Genomic DNA, 17,155 nt, shown 5'->3' on the forward strand with positions numbered 1-17,155 from the left:
CTTCCGAACATAAGTCGGAAGATCAACCGGGAACTGGCCTTCGACTTCGCCCGCCAGGCCACCGACTACGCCGCCGCCGCGGGCGCGCAGGTGATCGCGGTCGAGGATCTCACCACCCTCGAGACCCGCGGACACGGACGGGCCAATAGCAGTGCATCAAGCTGTGTGACGATCACGCGAAGAAGTGGGGTGACCTCGCTGGTCGGGCTCGCACTGACCTGCGTGCAGTGGCCCTTGGGAATCGGTGAGGCCGACATTGCGTCGGCGGCGGATGTGGCCCGAAAGTTCGACGAGAAAGCTATCGGCGGGGAGGGAATCGATTTCGCAAACACCGCACTGGGGCTATTTCGAGCCCATCAGACGTATGCGCTGGACATGAAGTCGATGTTTGAAGCGGTATTGCGGCGGTACACCGAGCAGGATTCCGCGACCGCCTCCGTCCTAGGTAGTGCGAAGGCGATGTTGTGAAACGTCGATACCGAGTCGCGGCCGGGCTCGTTGCGGTGGCATCGCTGAGCTCGATTACGGCCTGTACGTCGACTACCGATGGCGAGGCGCGCAAGCAGAATCCTCAGACATTACGTATCAACCATGCGACGGAATTCCGGCGGATGCGATCGCGCAGGCGCGGATCAACGCGCAGGTGCCGGTGCGTCAAGAAGACGAGCACCCCACATCCCACTCGTGTCGATATCTGGATAGCGACCTGTATTACGGTGTCGTGGTCTCAGCGCGTGCCGAGACTGTCGAGGACATCGAGTCGAGCGGGCGATTCCAAGTCTTGACTGAGACCGAGATCGGCGGACGGCGAACTCTTGTCTCGGACTTCCATGGCGGTAGTGCGTGCACGGTCTCGGTGGACGTCGAGCCGGGGATCCTCGAAATCATGATTGGTTACAGCGAGTTGGAGGACTTCAAGACCGTCGATGCGGCGTGCGGTAGGGCACTAGAGGTCGCCACTACCCTTGCGCCGCACTTCCCAGAACGCCTTTGACCGTTCGGGGTCCTTCCGTCGTTGGTCTTGCCTTTGTGACGTTTCTTGTCGTTTGCGGTTGCGCAGAATCTGTCGACGGGCAGGCGGACGACGCGCCAACTTCTGAGATCACGTTTCATCCCTGCGATGCAATGCCCGCCGAGGCCATTCAGGGTTTGGGGCTCGACGTTCGCCCGCCCGACCGTCGCGACCACGACAATCCGAAGTCTCTGGGATGCGGGTATCTATCCAATGATCCTGAATATGGGCTGACGATCGCTGCGCGCCCTCACACGCTCGATGAGGTAAAGAGCGACGACCGCTTCAACATCCTGAGGGAGACCGAGATCTGCGGGCGTCGTGCGTTGGTGTCGGATTTCCGTGGGGGCAGTGCGTGCACGGTGTCGGTGGCGATCGAGCCGGGGATTCTCGAGTTCATGATCGGGTACAGCGAACTGGAGGATTTCACGACTGTCGATGCGGCGTGTGATCAGGCGACGAAGGTGGCGACGACGCTGGCGCCGTATTTCCCCGACCATCTGTAGGTGAGGTGTACTGAGCCGCCACTCTTCGGCGTGTGACGGCCGATTCGGCCGTGGGGTCGCGAAGAGTGGAGGCTCAGTGCGTGTGGGCGTGTGATGTGGCGATCCGGCCGGCGTTCTTGCGCCGTGAGGATCCGCTGAGCCTGCACACGAGGTAGATGATGAACGAGATCGTGGTGACGAAGCTCGACACCGGTACGCCGGGTGCGAGGGACAGCAGGATGCCGCCGACGGCGGCGAGTTCGGCGAACACGATCGACAGGATGGTGGCCTTGAGGGGGCTTGCGGTGACGTAGGCGGCGGCCGCGGCGGGGGTGATGAGCAGTGCCATCACCAGCAGGGCCCCGACGATCTGCACGCCGAGGGCGGCCGTGATGCCGACGAGCACGGCGAACACGATCGACAGCGCACGCACGGGGACGCCGCGGGCTTCGGCGACGTCGGGGTCGGTGCTGGCGAACAGGAGGGGCCGGTAGATCAGGCCGAGGACACCGATGACCAGCACGGCGCAGAGCAGCAGCAGTTGCAGGCCGCTGTTGCCGGGTGCCACGATCTGTCCGATCAGCAGCGAGAAACTGGTGCCGGTGCGACCTTGGTACGACCAGATGAACAGCACCGACAGTCCGAGCCCGAACGCCATGATGACGCCGATGACCGAGTCGCGGTCGCGGGCCTTCGCGCCGAGTAACCCGAACAGCACAGCCGCGACCACCGACCCGGCGATGGCGCCGGCCCCGACGCTGACACCGATGAGGAGGGCCGCCGACGCACCGGTCAGCGACAGCTCGCTCGTGCCGTGCACGGCGAACGACATCTGCCGGCTGACGATCAGCGGGCCGATGGCGCCGGCGAGCAGGCCGAGGATGGCGCCCGCGATCAACGCCTGCTGGACGAAGTCGTACTGGAGGAGGTCGACGGTGGCGGAGACGTCGAACATGTGCGACATCGCGTCGGTGAACTTGTTGCTCATGCGTGTCCCTCGTCCGTGTGGTGCACACCCTCGCCGGGGCGGAGGCCGCCCGCGCTGCCGAGCGCGTCGATGGCGTCGCCGGTGCCGATGACGACGAGGCGCCCGCGTACGTGCAGCACCTCGACGTCGGTGCGGTACAGCTCGGACAGCACCTCCGACGTCATGACTTCTTCGGGTTTGCCGATGCGGAACTGTCCGTCGACGAGGTAGAGCACGCGGTCGACGAGGGGAAGGATCGGGTTGATCTCGTGGGTGACGAACAGCACCGCGGTGTCGTGGGTGCGTCGGCGCCGGTCGATGAGACCGGACACGAGACTCTGGTTGGCCAGGTCGAGGCTGAGCAGCGGTTCGTCGCAGAGCAAAATCTGCGGGTTGCCGACGAGGGCCTGCGCGATACGCAGCCGTTGCTGCTCACCGCCCGACATGGAACCGATCGGTGCGTCCGCGTAATTCTGGGCTCCGACCTCGGCGATCGCGGAGTCGACGATCGCCCGCCGTCGGCCGCGCCGGAGCAGACCGGTTCCCCACTGGTGGCCGTCGACGCCGAGTCCGACGAGGTCGCGGCCCCGCAGCGGCAGTCCGTCGTCGAGTGACTTCTGCTGGGGGATGTACCCGACGTGTGAATTGCCCTTCCGTGCCGGTGATCCGGCGATGTGCGCGGTGCCGGAGCTGAGGGCGAGCTGGCCGAGCAGCACCTTGAGCAGCGACGTCTTGCCCGACCCGTTGGGCCCGAGGACGGCGACGAATTCGCCGGGTTCCACGGTGAGGTCGAGGTCCTGCCACAGTGTGCGTGCGCCGAAGGACAGTCGCGCCCCCGTCAGTTCCAGTGCGGGGACGCGACCGTTGCCGGCGTTCTTCGAAGTGGGTTCTGTCACAAGCCGATCAGTTCTATTGCAGAGCCGCAGCAAGCGACTCGGCGGTCTTGGTCTGCCACTGAATGTAGTCGAGGCCTTCGGGCAGGGTTTCGGTCACCTCGACGACGGGGATGCCCGCCGACTCGGCTGTGGCCCGCACGTCCTGGGTGACCCGGTCCTGCGTCTGCACGTTGTAGACGAGGGCCTGCACCTGCTTGTCGGTGAGCAGTTGCCGCGTCGCGGCGATGGCGGCGGGTGCGGGGTCGTTGCCGTTCTCGATGGCGCTGGTGAAGTCGGGCGGGGTGACGTCCTTCAGGCCCGCCGACTGGAGCAGGTAGTAGGCGATCGGTTCGGTCTGCGCGACGGGCGCGTCCTTGTGCGCGGCGGCGATGCCGTCGGTGATCGCGGAGATCTGCTCGAGCTGACCGTGGAAGGTGGCGGCGTTGGCCTTGTAGGCGTCGGCGTTGTCGGGATCGAGTTGGCCCAGCTTGTCGGCGATGGACTGGGCGGTGGCGTCGACGGTGTCGACGTCGAACCAGACGTGTTCGTTGACGTCGCCGTGGTCGTGGCCCTCGTGGGAGTCGCCGTCGTCGGAGTGCTCGTCTTCGTTCGCGTGCGCGCCGCCCTCGAGAAGGTCGAATGCGTTGACCGTGAGCTGGTCGCTGTTGCCGGTGCCGATGATGTCGTCGACGAAGTGGTCGTAGCCGCCGCCGTTGTAGACGATGAGCGACGCGTCGGTGAGCTTGGCGGCGTCGGCGGGGCTCGCCTCGAAGGAGTGCGGGTCGGACGACGGCTCGGTGATGATCGAGGTGACGTCCACCTTGTCGCCGGCGACGGCCTGCGCGACGCTGCCCCAGACGTTCGTCGACGCGACGACGGTCAGCGTGCCGTCGTCGGTGGTGTCGGAGCCACACGCGGTGAGGGTGAGGGCCGCGGCGAACGACAGCCCGACGGCGGCCGTGGCGGCACGAAAACCTGAGGAAGCGCGCACAGAAAACTCCTGACCGAAGACGAACGCTAAACGCTATTGGAAACCGTTACCGTTGCACTTTAGCGGATCGTTCCTGGTAGTGCACTTTCGGTGCAGCCCCGACGAGCCGGAAGCCGGGCCAGGTACTAACGTCCCCCTATGCCCAGGTCTCGACAGCCGCGTCGTCAAGCCACGCTGGCGTCGCTCGCGGCCGAGCTCAATATTTCGCGAACGACCGTCTCCAACGCCTACAACCGGCCGGATCAACTCTCCGCGGAACTCCGCGACCGGGTGCTGCAGGCGGCGAAGCGCCGCGGTTACCCCGGGCCCGACCCGGTCGCCCGCTCCCTGCGCACCCGCAAGGCCGGCGCCGTCGGACTGCTGCTCACCGAGGCCCTCAGCTACTCCTTCCGTGACCCCGCCGCGATGAGCTTCCTGTCCGGACTGGCCGAGTCGTGCGAGGCCGCCGGGCAGGGTCTGCTCCTGATCCCCGCGGGTCCGGGACGCGAGGAGGCCGACGCCGCCGCGGTCGTACAGCAGGCGGGCGTCGACGGATTCGTCGTGTACTCCGTGGCGGACGACGACCCGTACCTCGCGGCGGTGTGCGAACGCCACGTGCCGATGGTCGTGTGCGATCAGCCGCGCGAGATCCCGGGGGCATCGCTCATCGGAATCGACGACCGCGGTGCGATGCGGGGCCTCGCCGACTATCTGATCGGGCTCGGCCACCGCGACATCGGCGTGCTGAGCATGCGGTTGGGTCGGGACCGTTCGGACGGGGTGGCCGACGTCGAGCGTCTGCGGTCACCGCACTTCCACGTCCAACGCGAACGCATCGAGGGAGTGCGCGACGCGATGGCCGACGCGGGCCTGGACCCGCAGACCCTCACCGTCGTCGAGCGCTTCGAGCACACCGGAAAGGCGGGGCACGCCGCGGCCGCGCAGGCACTCGGCGTGAATCCCCGGATCACCGCGCTCGTGTGCACCACCGACGTCCTCGCCCTCGGCGCCCTGGATTGGGCGCGCTGGCAGGGCATCGACGTGCCCGGACAGTTGTCGATCACCGGGTTCGACGGCGTTGACGACGCCCTGCGCGAGGGCCTGACCACGGTGCGGCAACCACAAGAGGAGAAGGGCCGCCGGGCAGGCGCCCTGCTCATGTCGCCGTCGCATTCCGGCGTCGCGACCGTCGAGATGCTCGACACCGAACTGCTGCGGGGTTCGACGGCCGGGCCCGCCAAGCGCTGACCCAGCCATCCCATACGCGCTAGGCCAGGAGCTGAGCGCAGCGCAGCAGACCGAGGTGGCTGTACGCCTGGGGGTGGTTGCCCAGTGAGCGTTCGGCGACGGGGTCGTACTCCTCGCTGAGCAGTCCGGTCGGTCCGGCGGCGTCGACGAGTTGCGCGAACAACGCCTCCGCCTGCGACCGCTGACCGATCAGCAGGTACGCCTCGACCAGCCAGGCGGCGCAGAGGTGGAAGCCGCCCTCGGTGCCGGGCAGTCCGTCGTCGTGGTGGTACCGGTACACGGTCGACCCGCTACGGAGTTCGGCCTCGGTGGCGGTGACGGTGGCGGCGAACTTCTCGTCCGACGGGTCGATCAGCCCGGACAGTCCGATGAACAGGGTGGCGGCGTCGAGGTCGGTGCCGTCGTACGCGGCGGTGTACGAGCGGACCTCGTCCTTCCAGCCCTTCTCACGCACCTCGTCCGCGATCTTGTCACGCAGCGGCGTCCAGCCGGGTTCGATGTCGCGGCCGAAGTGCTCGGCCAACGCCACCGCACGGTCGATGGTGACCCAGCCCATCACCTTGGAGTACACGTGGTGACGCGGGTTGTCGCGGATCTCCCAGATACCGTGATCGGGTTCGAACCAGCGACGTTCCACGGCCTCGACCATGGCGCACACCAGTTCCCAGTCGCGGTCGTTGAGCGCCACCGCGACGCCCTGCTTCTCGCGGGCATGGGACAGATCGTGGATGAGCTCGACGATGGGTCCGAACACGTCGAGTTGCACCTGCTGGTTTGCCGCGTTGCCGATGCGGACCGGACGCGAACCGGCGTATCCGGGCAGCGAATCGATCACGGCCTCGGGCGGAAGCCCACCGCCGTGCAGCGTGTACAGGGGGTGCAGGCGTTCCGGGCCGGGCAGCGTCTCGAGGACGTCGTGCACCCAGTCGAGGTACCCCTCGGCCTCTCCGAGCGAGCCGAGGCTGACGAGCGCGGACGCGGTGAGCGCCGCGTCGCGCAGCCAGCAGTAGCGGTAGTCCCAGTTGCGGACGCCACCGATCTCCTCGGGCAGCGACGTGGTGGCTGCGGCCATGATCGCGCCGGAGTCGACGTGCACGAGACCGCGCAGGGTGAGCGCCGACCGCTTCATCAGGTCGGGTTTCAGCGTGGGCAGGGTGAGGCTCTTCGCCCAGTCCGACCAGTACGACTCCGCGAGTGCGCGGCGCTCTTCTTCCGGAGTTTCCGAAGGTCCGAGTTCCTCGGTACCGCACCGCAATTCCAGCACGATATCGCCGCCGGACGGATCGACGACGGCATGAGCGGTCTGCTGATTGCCGTCCGACGTGACGTTCCACTGGACGCCGGGGGAGCGCAGCACGATCGGCTCGTTGGTGCCGTGCACCCGCAGTCCCTCGCTGACCGCCTCGAGGATCACCTGGCCCTGACCGAACTCGGGCCGCGGTGCGAACGTCACGACCGCAGCGGCCCGGCCACTGATGACCCGGGTCAGGTCGGTGCGGCCCTGGCGGACGTCGTGCGGCAGGTAGTCGGTGACGGCGAGGCTGGCCCACCGGGTCTGCACGGTCATCGTGCTGTCGATGTACCGCTGGCTCAGCGGCAGGGCGCTGCGGTGCGGGCCCACGCTGAAGTGGCCGGCTTCAGGTCCGCCGAGCAGATGCGCGAACACGGACGCGGAATCGGGTTCGGGATGACACAGCCACGTGAGGGTCGCGTCGGGGGTGACGAGGGCGACGGTCCGGGGGCTGGCGAGCATGGTGAGTCGCTCGATCGGCGGCGCGTGTGCCCCGGACAGCCAGGTGCGGCGCTCATCCAGCAGGAACGCGAGGGCCGCGGCCACGTCTTCGGTGCTCGACACCCGGAATTCGGCGAGGCTCTCGCCGGGTCCGACCTTCACACCGAGGTCGGGGCCCTGGAGACGCGCGAACGCCTTCTCGTCGGTGACATCGTCGCCGACGAAGACGGCTGCTGTCGCACCGTCCTGGTGGCGGATCAGGTCGAGGGCATGGCCCTTGTCGGTGGCGACGACGGCCAGTTCGATGACGGACTTGCCCTCGGTGACCTGCACGCCCACGCGCTGCCCGGCGTCGGCGCGCACTGCGGCCAGGGCCTGGGGACCCTCCTCGGCGTCGGCGTTGCGGACGTGGAGGGCGACGCTCGCCGGCTTCGCCTCGACGGACGTGCCGGGGTGCAGCGTCGAGATCCGGGTGAGTTCCTCGGTGATCTCGACGAGAAGCTTTTTGGCGTCGGCGTCGATCGCGTGGATGAAGCCGATGTCGAATTCCGAGCCGTGGCTGCCGACCAGTTGGACCTCGGCGGGCAGCCGCGACAGCGCGGCGAGGTCTTTGAGGGCGCGCCCCGAGATCACGGCAGCCGTGGTTCCCGCGAGGCTGGCCAGGGCGCGGAGAGCGCGCACCGATTCGGCGTGGGGAAATGCCTTCTCGGGGTCGGAAACGATGGGGGCCATCGTGCCGTCGTAATCGGAAGCGACGAGTAGGCGAGGGGTCCGTGCAACCCTCGACAGGGCACGACGAAGTTCGATGGGCAGATCGTGGGCGCTCACATGTTCAAATCTAGGGGATGCGACGGCTGTGAGCGCGTTGTCGGCCGGGGCTGTGCCCCGATCGGGTCCTACTCCGGTCTGCGGCTTCCGTCACCGAGCAGCAGTTCGACGGTGAGTTCGAGCCGATTCGCGACATCGGTCGCGGAAGAGCGGCGTGTGAGCCAGGCCACCAGGTTCGACAGCCACACGTCGGAGATGACCCGGGCGACGGCCAACTGGTCCTCGGTGGGCTCGGTGTCCGTCATCGCGCGGGCGAACAGCCGGTCCATCAGCTTGCCCACCTGATCGACCTCTGCGGCCGCGGAGGCGTCGGCGAACATGAAGGCGCGCGTCATGGCCTCGGTCAGCAGCGGGTCGCGCTGCATGGCCCGGGTGATCTGGCTGAGGATCAGCTGCATCCGCTCGAGCGGGTTCCGGCCCGGCGGGTTCTTGCCCCGCGAGTCGATCCGCTCGAATTCGCGCGCGAGCGCCGACACCAGCAGGTGCACCTTGGACGGGAAGTAGCGGTACAGCGTTCCCACGGCGACGTCGGCGCGTTCGGCGACGGCCCGCATCTGCACGGCTTCGTACCCGCCCTTGGACGCCAGGGCCAGGGTCGCGTCGAGGATCCGCTTGCGCCGTTCCTTCTGCGCGTTGGAACTGAGATCGTCCTCGCCCAGCGTCGCCGCAGCGACCGTCGTGGACCGTGATCGAGAGCTGGTCGTCATTACCTGTTTTCCTTCGCGCCTTGACTCATGGCCAGGTGTCATATTAGAACACGTTCTAGACGAATGTGTCATTCAGGAGAGGCGGATACCCGTTGTGACAATCGCCACCACCGAAGAACAGAGGGCTGCAGCGGGTTCGATCCAGGCGTGGGCGCGGTCGACGGACCCGCTGGTCACAGTACGGCAAGGACCAGCAGATTCGTGGCGCACGTCGTGGCAGTCCTTCTCCGCGCTCGGAATTTTCTCGGTCGCCGTGCCCGACGAGGTCGGAGGGTCGGGGGCAGAAATCGTCGACCTCGCCGCCATGCTCGAGCAGGCCGCAACTGAACTCGTCCCGGGGCCTGTTCTCCCCACCGCTCTCGCCGCACTCGTCGTCGGGCGCAGCTCCGGCGCCGCCGCGAAACGATGGTCCGAGGATCTCGCGGAGGGCTCGACGCCGTGCGCGGTGGCTCTCGGCAGCAACTCCCCGGTGAACGCGACCCTCGGCGCCGACGGCGGGTTGACGGTCACCGGCGACGCAGGGTTCGCGATCGGTGGGGACACCGGGGTGTCCGTGCTGCTGCCCGCCGACGTGGGCGACGGCGTCGTGTGGTGCCTGGTCGACGGCGACTCCGACGGCCTGGACATCACGATCGCCGACACGATCGACAAGAGCCGTCCGCTCGCGCGGGTGCGGTGCGACGGCGTGTCGGTGAGCGCCGACCGGGTGATCACGGGACTGCGGGACGGCCTGGTCCTCGACCTCGCCGCGACGCTGGCCGCCGCGGAGGCGACCGGGATCGCGAGCTGGTGTCTGCGAACGGCGGTGGAGTACGCCAAGATTCGCGAACAGTTCGGCAAACCGATCGGATCGTTCCAGGCGATCAAGCATCTGTGCGCGGAGATGCTGTGCCGCGTCGAACAGTCCGGGGCGGCGGCGTGGGACGCGGCCGTGGCGGCGGAGGGCGCTTGGGATGCGGACGGCGGCGAGCTGCCCGTCGCGGCCGCGGTCGCGGCGTCGATCACGCTCGATGCCGCCGTCGAGACCGCGAAGGACTGCATCCAGGTGCTCGGCGGCATCGGCTTCACCTGGGAGCACGACGCCCACTTCTACCTGCGCCGGGCCACGTCGCTGCGGCAGCTGCTCGGCGGCTCCGCGCGCTGGCGGGCGCGGGTCACGGAACTGACGCGCGCCGGTGTGCGCAGGCACCTGACGATCGACCTGTCGGCGCTGGACGACGAGCGGGCACGGATCCACGCCGAGATCGCCGAGCTGGTGGCGCGGCCGGAATCCGAGCGACGCGCGGCCCTCGCGGAATCGGGCTACCTGGCCCCGCACTGGCCCGCACCCTACGGACGCGGTGCGCGCGCGGCCGAGCAGATCCTGATCGAGGAGGAGCTGGCGGCCGTCGGGATCGGCAGGCCCGACCTCGTGATCGGCTGGTGGGCCGTTCCGACCATTCTCGAGCACGGGAGCGCCGAGCAGATCGAGCGCTTCGCGACCCCGACGCTGCGCGGCGAGATCATCTGGTGCCAGCTGTTCAGCGAACCCGGCGCCGGCTCAGACCTCGCGGCGCTGCGGACGTCCGCGGAGAAGGTGGACGGCGGATGGAAGCTGAACGGTCAGAAGGTGTGGACGTCGCGGGCGCAGGAGGCGGACTGGGCGATCTGCCTCGCCCGCACCGATCGGGACGTGCCCAAGCACAAGGGCATCAGCTATTTCCTCGTCGACATGACGAGCCCCGGCATCACCATCTCGCCGCTGCGCGAGATCACCGGCGACGCCCTGTTCAACGAGGTGTACCTCGAGGACGTCTTCGTGCCCGACGACCTGGTGGTCGGGAATCTCGGGGACGGCTGGAAGCTGGCTCGCACCACGCTGGCCAACGAGCGGGTCGCGATGGGCGGAGGGTCCTCGCTCGGCGAGGCGATGGAGGAACTGCTCGCGCTCGCCGGGGACAGTGACCCGCTGACCGACGACAAGCTCGGTCACCTCATCGGCAACGCGCTCGTCGGCTCTCAGCTCGAACTGCGCACCACGCTCCGGCAACTGGACGGCCAGGACCCCGGACCCGAATCGAGCGTCCGCAAGCTCGTCGGTGTCCGGCAGCGGCAGGCGGTCGCGGAATTCGCGATGGAACTCGGCGGCCCGGACGGCTGGGTCGAGGGGCCGCTGGCGCGGGAGTTCCTCAACACGCGCTGCCTGTCCATCGCGGGCGGAACGACGCAGATCCTGCTGACGGTCGCGGCCGAACGGATCCTCGGGCTGCCCCGCGGCTGAGCCGGGTCGCGAACGGTCTTTCGCGAGTTCCGGGATGGTGATACAACTAGAACACGTTCTAAATTGAAAGTGGGATTGTCAGCGTGGACTTCACTCCAGACGAAACCCAGGAGGCCGTGGCGCAGGTCGCGGCCGGACTACTGGCCCGCGACCTCGACGGCGACGCCCTCTGGGCGGCCTTCGCCGACGCCGATCTGCTGACCCTCGCGCTGCCGGAACGTCTCGGCGGTGAAGGGCTCTCGGTCACCGACGTCGGTGCGCTGCTCACCGAGGTCGGGCGGAAGGCGGCGCAGGTCCCCGCCCTTGCGACGCTGGGATTCGGCGTGCTGCCGATCGTGGCGCTGGGCGACGACGCGACGCAGGACGCACTACTCACAGGTCTCGCCGACGGTCGCACGTTCACCGCCGCGCTCGCGGAACCCGGGGCGCAGTTCCCCGCACGGCCCTCGGCGACCGCGGTCGCGGACGGCGACGCCTACTCCGTCACCGGGCGGGTGCTCGCGGTGCCGTTCGCGGAGGGGGCCCACCGGATCCTCGTCCCCACGAACGCGGGGGTGATGCTGGTCGATCCCGGCGCGGACGGCGTCACGCTCACCCCGACACCCTCGGCGTCGGGGAGTCCCGAATACGCGATCACGTTCGACGGGGCCCGCGGCGACCTGCTCGCGGCCGGTGAGGACGCAGTGCAGACGCTCTACCGCATCGCGCTGGCATCGATCGGGGCGGTGGCGGACGGACTGCTCTCGGGTGCAACGGTTCTGGCGGGCGAGCACCTCGCCACCCGCCACCAGTTCGGCAAGCCGCTCGCCACGTTCCAGGCCGTCTCACAGCAGATCGCCGACGTCTACGTCACCTCCCGCACCCTCCACGTGTCGGCGCTCGCGGCGTCGTGGCGGGTGTCCGAAGGACTGGACGCGCAGGATGATCTGGACGTGATGGCGTACTGGATCGCCGCGGAGGTGCCCGCCGCGATGCAGGTGCTGCACCACCTTCACGGTGGCATCGGCGTCGACGTCACGTACCCGCTGCACCGCTACTACTCGACCGCCAAAGACCTGGCCCGCCTCGTGGGCGGCGCCTCGTACCGACTCGACCTCGTGGGGGCCCGGTGTTCATCGATCTGACCGACGAGCAGCGTGAACTGCAAGCCGAACTCCGGCGCTACTTCTCCGGGCTGATCTCCCCGGCCGAGGCGGAGGTGATGCGCACGGAGCGCCACGGCAGCACCTACCGCGAGGTCGTCCGCCGGATGGGCAAGGACGGCTGGCTCGGCGTGGGCTGGCCGGTGGAATTCGGTGGCCGCGGTTTCGGCGAGATCGAGCAGCAGATCTTCGTGAACGAGGCTGTGCGAGCCGATGTTCCGCTGCCCTCGGTGACGCTGCAGACGGTCGGTCCGACGCTGCAGGTGTACGGCACGGAGGAACAGAAGCGTAAATTCCTACCCGCGATCCTGGCCGGCGAGGTGCACTTCGCGATCGGCTACACCGAACCGGAAGCGGGCACCGACCTCGCCGCGCTGCGCACGACGGCCGTGCGGGTGGGCGACGAGTACGTGGTCAACGGGCAGAAGATCTTCACCACCGGCGGTCACGACGCCGACTACCTGTGGCTCGCCGTCCGGACGGGTTCGGCAGATTCGCGGCACCGGGGCATCTCGATCCTGATCGTGGACACGAAGGACCCGGGCTACAGCTGGACGCCGATCATCACCTGCGACGGTGCACATCACGTCAACGCCACCTACTACTCCGACGTCCGGGTACCCGCGGACATGCTGGTCGGCGAGGAGAATCAGGGCTGGCGGCTGATCACCACCCAGCTCAACCACGAACGCGTCATGCTCGGGCCCGCCGGCCGGGTGGGAGGTCTCTACGACCGCATCCGCAACTGGGCCGCGGCGCACGATCTGCTCGGCGAACCGGACGTGCGGCGGGTGCTCGGCGAGATCCACGCGACGTACCGTCTCAACGAACTCCTCAACTGGCAGGTGGCGTCGAGTGAGGCCGCCGCCGTCGACATCGCCGACGCGTCCGCGACGAAAGTGTTTGCCACCGAACGTATTCAGCGCATCGGCCGTCTCGTCGAGGAGATCGTCGGACGGTACGGCGACCCGTCCGAGCCGGCGACCGCCGACCTCATGACGTGGCTCGACATGCAGGTCAAGCGCAACCTCGTCATCACCTTCGGCGGCGGTGTCAACGAGGTGATGCGTGAACTGATCGCGACCGCCGGCCTGAAGCTTCCCCGAGTCCCGCGATAGGAGCGCCGCGCGCTATGAGTTCCGAACAGATTCTCGCTGCCGCAGCCGAGGTCCGGGCCGCGGGCCCGAGTGCCCCCCGCGCCGGACGCGACCCGATCAACCTGCCGATGATCCACAACTGGGTGGAGGCGATCGGCGACAGGAATCCGATCTACGTCGACGACGCGGCCGCGCGGGCGGCCGGCCACGACGGCATCGTCGCCCCGCCCGCGATGGCCCAGGTGTGGACGATGCAGGGCCTGAACGCCGTTCGGCAGCCCGACGACCCGCTCGGACGCATGACGAACATCCTCGACGAAGCCGGGTTCACGTCCGTCGTCGCCACCAACTGCGACCAGATCTACCACCGCTACCTGAGGGTCGGCGAGGAGGTCACCATCACCACGACGCTCGAGGACGTGGTGGGCCCGAAGAAGACGGGACTCGGGGAGGGGTTCTTCTTCACCACTCGCAGCCTGTGGCGGGTCGCGAACGACGACGGCACCGACGAGGTCGTGGCCGAGATGCTGTTCCGGATCCTGAAGTTCGTCCCCAAAACCGCTGAACCGACGTCACATTCGGGCAGTCGACCGGCGCCGCTGTCGCAGTCGGCGAACGGGCAGGGCGCGTCGTTCGACGATCTGGACCCGACGAAGATGATGCGGCCCAGCGCCTCGCAGGACACCCAGTTCTTCTGGGACGGGATCGCCGCACACGAACTGCGGATCCAGAAACGTGCCGACGGTGCGCTGCAGCACCCGCCGGTGCCTGCGCTGTGGAAGGACAAGGCGGAGACGACGGATTACGTCGTCGCGTCGGGCCGCGGCACGGTGTTCAGCTATGTGGTCCACCACGCGCCGAAGGTGCCGGGGCGTTCGCTGCCGTTCGTGGTGGCGCTCGTCGAACTGGAGGAAGGCGTCCGCATGCTCGGTGAGTTGCGCGGTGTCGAACCGTCCGAGGTGACGGTCGGGATGCCGGTGGAGGCCATCTACCTCGACTTTCCCGGCGACGAAGACACCGGCGGCACGCCGTGGACCCTGTACGCGTGGCAGCGCGGAGCGAAGGAGCAGTCATGACGTCCACTCTCGATGTCGCGGTGGGAACGACACTTCCGGAGCTGTCCGTCACCGGCGACCCCACGTTCGTCGTCTCCGCCGCCCTCGCGACACGCGACTTCCAGGACGTGCACCACGACCGCGACCTGGCGCAGCAGCGCGGATCCAAGGACATCTTCGTCAACATCCTCACCGACACGGGACTGGTGCAGCGGTTCGTCACCGACTGGGCGGGACCGACCGCGGTGATCAAGTCGATCGCGCTGCGCCTCGGGGTTCCGTGGTACGCCTACGACACGCTCACGCTGAGCGGCACGGTGGCGTCGGTGGACGACGGCGTCGTCACACTCGACGTCGTCGGGAAGAACGGTCTCGGTGACCACATCACGGCGAAGGTGACCCTCGTCCTGGACGGACGCACGAACGGAGCGGGTGCATGAGCGGGCTGTCGGGCAAGGCTGTCATCGCGGGTATCGGCGCCACCGACTTCTCCAAGAACTCGGGCCGCAGCGAGTTGCGGCTGGCGGCGGAGGCGGTCACGGCGGCGCTGGACGACGCCGGGCTGACCCCCGCGGACGTCGACGGCCTCACATCGTTCACGATGGACACCAACACCGAAGCGGCCGTGGCCCGTTCGGTCGGTATCCCGGACCTGAAATTCTTCAGCCGCATCCACTACGGCGGCGGTGCGGCGTGCGCGACCGTGCAGCAGGCGGCGATGGCCGTGGCCACCGGTGTCGCCGACGTGGTGGTGGCGTACCGGGCGTTCAACGAGCGGTCGGGGATGCGCTTCGGCCAGGTGAACTCCGGTCTGGTGCAGCAGGTGAACTCGTCGGGCACGGACAACGCGTTCTCCTACCCGCACGGACTGTCGACGCCCGCGGCGTTCGTCGCGATGGTCGCCCAGCGGTACATGCACGAATATGGCGCCACCAGTGAGGATTTCGGGCGTGTGGCGGTCACCGACCGCAAGCACGCGGCCACCAATCCGAACGCCTTCTTCTACGGCAAGCCGATCACCCTCGAAGACCACCAGAATTCCCGCTTCATCGCCGAGCCCCTGCATCTGCTCGACTGCTGCCAGGAATCCGACGGGGGCATCGCCATCGTCGTCACGTCCCCGGAGCGGGCGAAGGACCTGAAACAGAAACCGGCCGTGATCGCGGCGGCGGCCCAGGGCAGCGGCAGCGACCAGTACATCATGACCAGCTACTACCGTCCGGAGCTCGCGGGACTGCCCGAGATGGAGTTGGTCGGGAGGCAACTGTGGGAGCAGGCCGGGCTCGGACCGCAGGACATGGATCTGGCCGTCCTCTACGACCACTTCACACCATACGTATTGATGCAGCTCGACGAGCTCGGCTTCTGCGGACGCGGTGAGGCCAAGGACTTCATCGCCGACGGCGCCATCGACCTCGACGGCACACTGCCGCTCAACACCCACGGCGGCCAACTCGGCGAGGCATACATCCACGGGATGAACGGCATCGCCGAGGGAGTGCGTCAGATCCGCGGCACGTCCGTGAACCAGGTCTCCGACGTGCGGAACGTCCTCGTCACCGCCGGGACCGGGGTGCCTACGTCGGGGTTGGTGCTGACGGCCTGAGATCGGCCCGCGTCCGTCTGCGCGCAATGTGTTTCGCGACGTACTCGGCGTCCCGCCCCACCCCGCCGGTGAGCATCGAGGCGAATGCCCGCAGGAACGGCAGCCCCACGAAATAGAGTCCCGGATGGTCCGGGGAGACGCCGCGGGACTGCTCGGGCCAGCCGTCGGATCCGGTGACGGGGATCTGGATCCACGACGTGTCCTTGCGGAACCCGGTGCACCAGACGACGTTGCGGACGTCGACTTCGGTGCCGTCGCTCAGGACCGGCCTGCCGTCGCGCACACTCGTCACCTTCGCGGGGAAGTGCTCCACACCGGCTTCGGCAAGGTCGGCTCGTTTGACCCGCAGGAGCGGTCCGCCACCCGAGCGGACGTGGGCGCGCATCTTCCGGCCGATGGGTGTGCGTTCCGTCAGAACATGATTGGCCATGAACCACATGATCGGGATCGCGACGTGGGCGGCGCGCCCCTCGATGTCGAACGGCACCTCACCGCGGACCGGTCCGGAGATCGTGGTGCGATGCGAACGGGAGACCTCCAGTGCGATGTCCGCGCCGGAGTGGCTGCACCCGACCACCAGCACCGGCCCGTCCTGCAGTTGAGAAGGATTGCGGTAGTCGCTGGAATGCAGTTGCCGGATCCGGGGGTCGAGTTGCTCGGCGAGATCCGGGACGAGCGGGTTCTGCCACGTCCCGGACGCGACGACGACGTTGTCGGCCTCGAAACGGTCGGTCCCGGCGGTGACGACGTAACGATCGCCGAGACGGGACAGGCCGTCCACGGTGACGCCGGTCCGGATCGGTAGCGCGAATCTTTCCGCGTAGGCCTCGAAGTAGTCGGCCACCTCGTCCTTCCCTGGCCAGGACCAGGCTTTCGCGGGAATCCCCCAGCCGGGGAGGCCGTCGTAGCGGGCGGGACTGTAGAGGCGGAGCGAGTCGAACCGCTCCCGCCACACGTCTCCGACGCGGTCGTGGGCGTCGAGGATCACGAAGTGCTGTCGGCGCCCCGCGAGGTGGTATCCGGTGGCGAGGCCGGCTTGTCCGGCACCGATCACGATCGTGTCGAAGCGTTCTGTGGACATCGTCTGCCTTCTTCCGTCGGGTGATCGGTGGTCACGTTCAACGCTATGACCGGGCCGATCTCGACGCGTCGGGCGAATGGCGCAGATACG

15 protein-coding genes and 1 pseudogene are annotated in these 17,155 nt (G+C 68.1%); 10 read left to right on the top strand and 6 right to left on the bottom strand.

What is annotated here, in order from left to right:
- From RJ1_RS02740 to RJ1_RS02750, 3 genes and pseudogenes are all read left to right on the top strand, one after another.
- Positions 1-468, top strand: a pseudogene (locus RJ1_RS02740) (hypothetical protein); the annotation flags it as partial.
- The gene (locus RJ1_RS02745) at positions 449-994 is read left to right on the top strand and encodes a DUF3558 family protein (RefSeq protein WP_240319805.1); all 546 of its coding nucleotides are present in this window, start codon (positions 449-451) and stop codon (positions 992-994) included. The pseudogene RJ1_RS02740 and the gene RJ1_RS02745, both read left to right, overlap by 20 nt.
- Positions 995-1,029: 35 nt before the next feature.
- The gene (locus tag RJ1_RS02750; protein ID WP_240319804.1) at positions 1,030-1,518 is read left to right on the top strand and encodes a DUF3558 domain-containing protein; all 489 of its coding nucleotides are present in this window, start codon (positions 1,030-1,032) and stop codon (positions 1,516-1,518) included.
- Positions 1,519-1,591: 73 nt separating this feature from the next.
- Here RJ1_RS02750 and RJ1_RS02755 read toward each other — a convergent pair whose 3' ends face one another.
- The 3 genes from RJ1_RS02755 to RJ1_RS02765 are packed head-to-tail and all read right to left on the bottom strand — an operon-like array spanning position 1,592 to position 4,330.
- The gene (locus tag RJ1_RS02755) at positions 1,592-2,485 is read right to left on the bottom strand and encodes a metal ABC transporter permease (RefSeq protein WP_073358369.1); all 894 of its coding nucleotides are present in this window, start codon (positions 2,483-2,485) and stop codon (positions 1,592-1,594) included.
- Positions 2,482-3,360 (bottom strand): metal ABC transporter ATP-binding protein, encoded by an 879-nt coding sequence (locus RJ1_RS02760; protein WP_073358370.1) that lies wholly within the window; start codon positions 3,358-3,360, stop codon positions 2,482-2,484. Before RJ1_RS02760 ends, RJ1_RS02755 begins: the two co-directional genes overlap by 4 nt.
- A gap of 13 nt (positions 3,361-3,373) precedes the next feature.
- Entirely contained in the window at positions 3,374-4,330 is a 957-nt protein-coding gene (locus tag RJ1_RS02765; protein WP_073358371.1) for a metal ABC transporter solute-binding protein, Zn/Mn family, read from the bottom strand.
- Between the two features lie 138 nt (positions 4,331-4,468).
- Here RJ1_RS02765 and RJ1_RS02770 point away from each other — a divergent pair, with 138 nt between their 5' ends.
- On the top strand, positions 4,469-5,557 hold the full coding sequence (locus tag RJ1_RS02770) for a LacI family DNA-binding transcriptional regulator (protein ID WP_073358372.1): 1,089 nt from the start codon (positions 4,469-4,471) through the stop codon (positions 5,555-5,557).
- 19 nt (positions 5,558-5,576) lie between these two features.
- Here RJ1_RS02770 and otsB read toward each other — a convergent pair whose 3' ends face one another.
- Positions 5,577-8,117: a trehalose-phosphatase gene (gene otsB, locus RJ1_RS02775; protein ID WP_073358373.1), complete on the bottom strand. Its 2,541-nt coding sequence runs from the start codon at positions 8,115-8,117 to the stop codon at positions 5,577-5,579.
- A 68-nt stretch (positions 8,118-8,185) separates the two neighbouring features.
- Positions 8,186-8,824: a cholesterol catabolism transcriptional regulator KstR gene (gene kstR, locus RJ1_RS02780; RefSeq protein WP_005566090.1), complete on the bottom strand. Its 639-nt coding sequence runs from the start codon at positions 8,822-8,824 to the stop codon at positions 8,186-8,188.
- Positions 8,825-8,918: 94 nt separating this feature from the next.
- On the opposite strand from kstR, the gene RJ1_RS02785 reads away from it, so the two are divergent.
- The 6 genes from RJ1_RS02785 (at position 8,919) to RJ1_RS02810 (ending at position 15,984) form a co-directional block, all read left to right on the top strand.
- Positions 8,919-11,084, top strand: a complete 2,166-nt coding sequence (locus tag RJ1_RS02785) for an acyl-CoA dehydrogenase family protein (RefSeq protein ID WP_073358374.1) — start codon at positions 8,919-8,921, stop codon at positions 11,082-11,084.
- A gap of 83 nt (positions 11,085-11,167) precedes the next feature.
- Positions 11,168-12,208 (top strand): acyl-CoA dehydrogenase family protein, encoded by a 1,041-nt coding sequence (locus RJ1_RS02790; protein WP_073358375.1) that lies wholly within the window; start codon positions 11,168-11,170, stop codon positions 12,206-12,208.
- Positions 12,193-13,344: an acyl-CoA dehydrogenase family protein gene (locus RJ1_RS02795; RefSeq protein ID WP_073358376.1), complete on the top strand. Its 1,152-nt coding sequence runs from the start codon at positions 12,193-12,195 to the stop codon at positions 13,342-13,344. The genes RJ1_RS02790 and RJ1_RS02795 overlap by 16 nt, the downstream gene beginning before the upstream one ends.
- 14 nt (positions 13,345-13,358) lie before the next feature.
- Positions 13,359-14,399, top strand: coding sequence for a bifunctional MaoC family dehydratase N-terminal/OB-fold nucleic acid binding domain-containing protein (locus RJ1_RS02800; RefSeq protein ID WP_073358377.1), 1,041 nt, complete (start codon positions 13,359-13,361; stop codon positions 14,397-14,399).
- Positions 14,396-14,818, top strand: a complete 423-nt coding sequence (locus tag RJ1_RS02805) for a MaoC family dehydratase (protein WP_073358378.1) — start codon at positions 14,396-14,398, stop codon at positions 14,816-14,818. The genes RJ1_RS02800 and RJ1_RS02805 overlap by 4 nt, the downstream gene beginning before the upstream one ends.
- Positions 14,815-15,984, top strand: coding sequence for a lipid-transfer protein (locus tag RJ1_RS02810; protein ID WP_073358379.1), 1,170 nt, complete (start codon positions 14,815-14,817; stop codon positions 15,982-15,984). Before RJ1_RS02805 ends, RJ1_RS02810 begins: the two co-directional genes overlap by 4 nt.
- Here RJ1_RS02810 and RJ1_RS02815 read toward each other — a convergent pair.
- Positions 15,956-17,065, bottom strand: a complete 1,110-nt coding sequence (locus RJ1_RS02815) for a flavin-containing monooxygenase (protein WP_073358380.1) — start codon at positions 17,063-17,065, stop codon at positions 15,956-15,958. The genes RJ1_RS02810 and RJ1_RS02815 overlap by 29 nt on opposite strands.
- Positions 17,066-17,155: the final 90 nt, after the last annotated feature.

Source organism: Rhodococcus jostii NBRC 16295, from assembly GCF_001894825.1.
In the GTDB taxonomy this organism is placed as follows: domain Bacteria; phylum Actinomycetota; class Actinomycetes; order Mycobacteriales; family Mycobacteriaceae; genus Rhodococcus_F; species Rhodococcus_F jostii.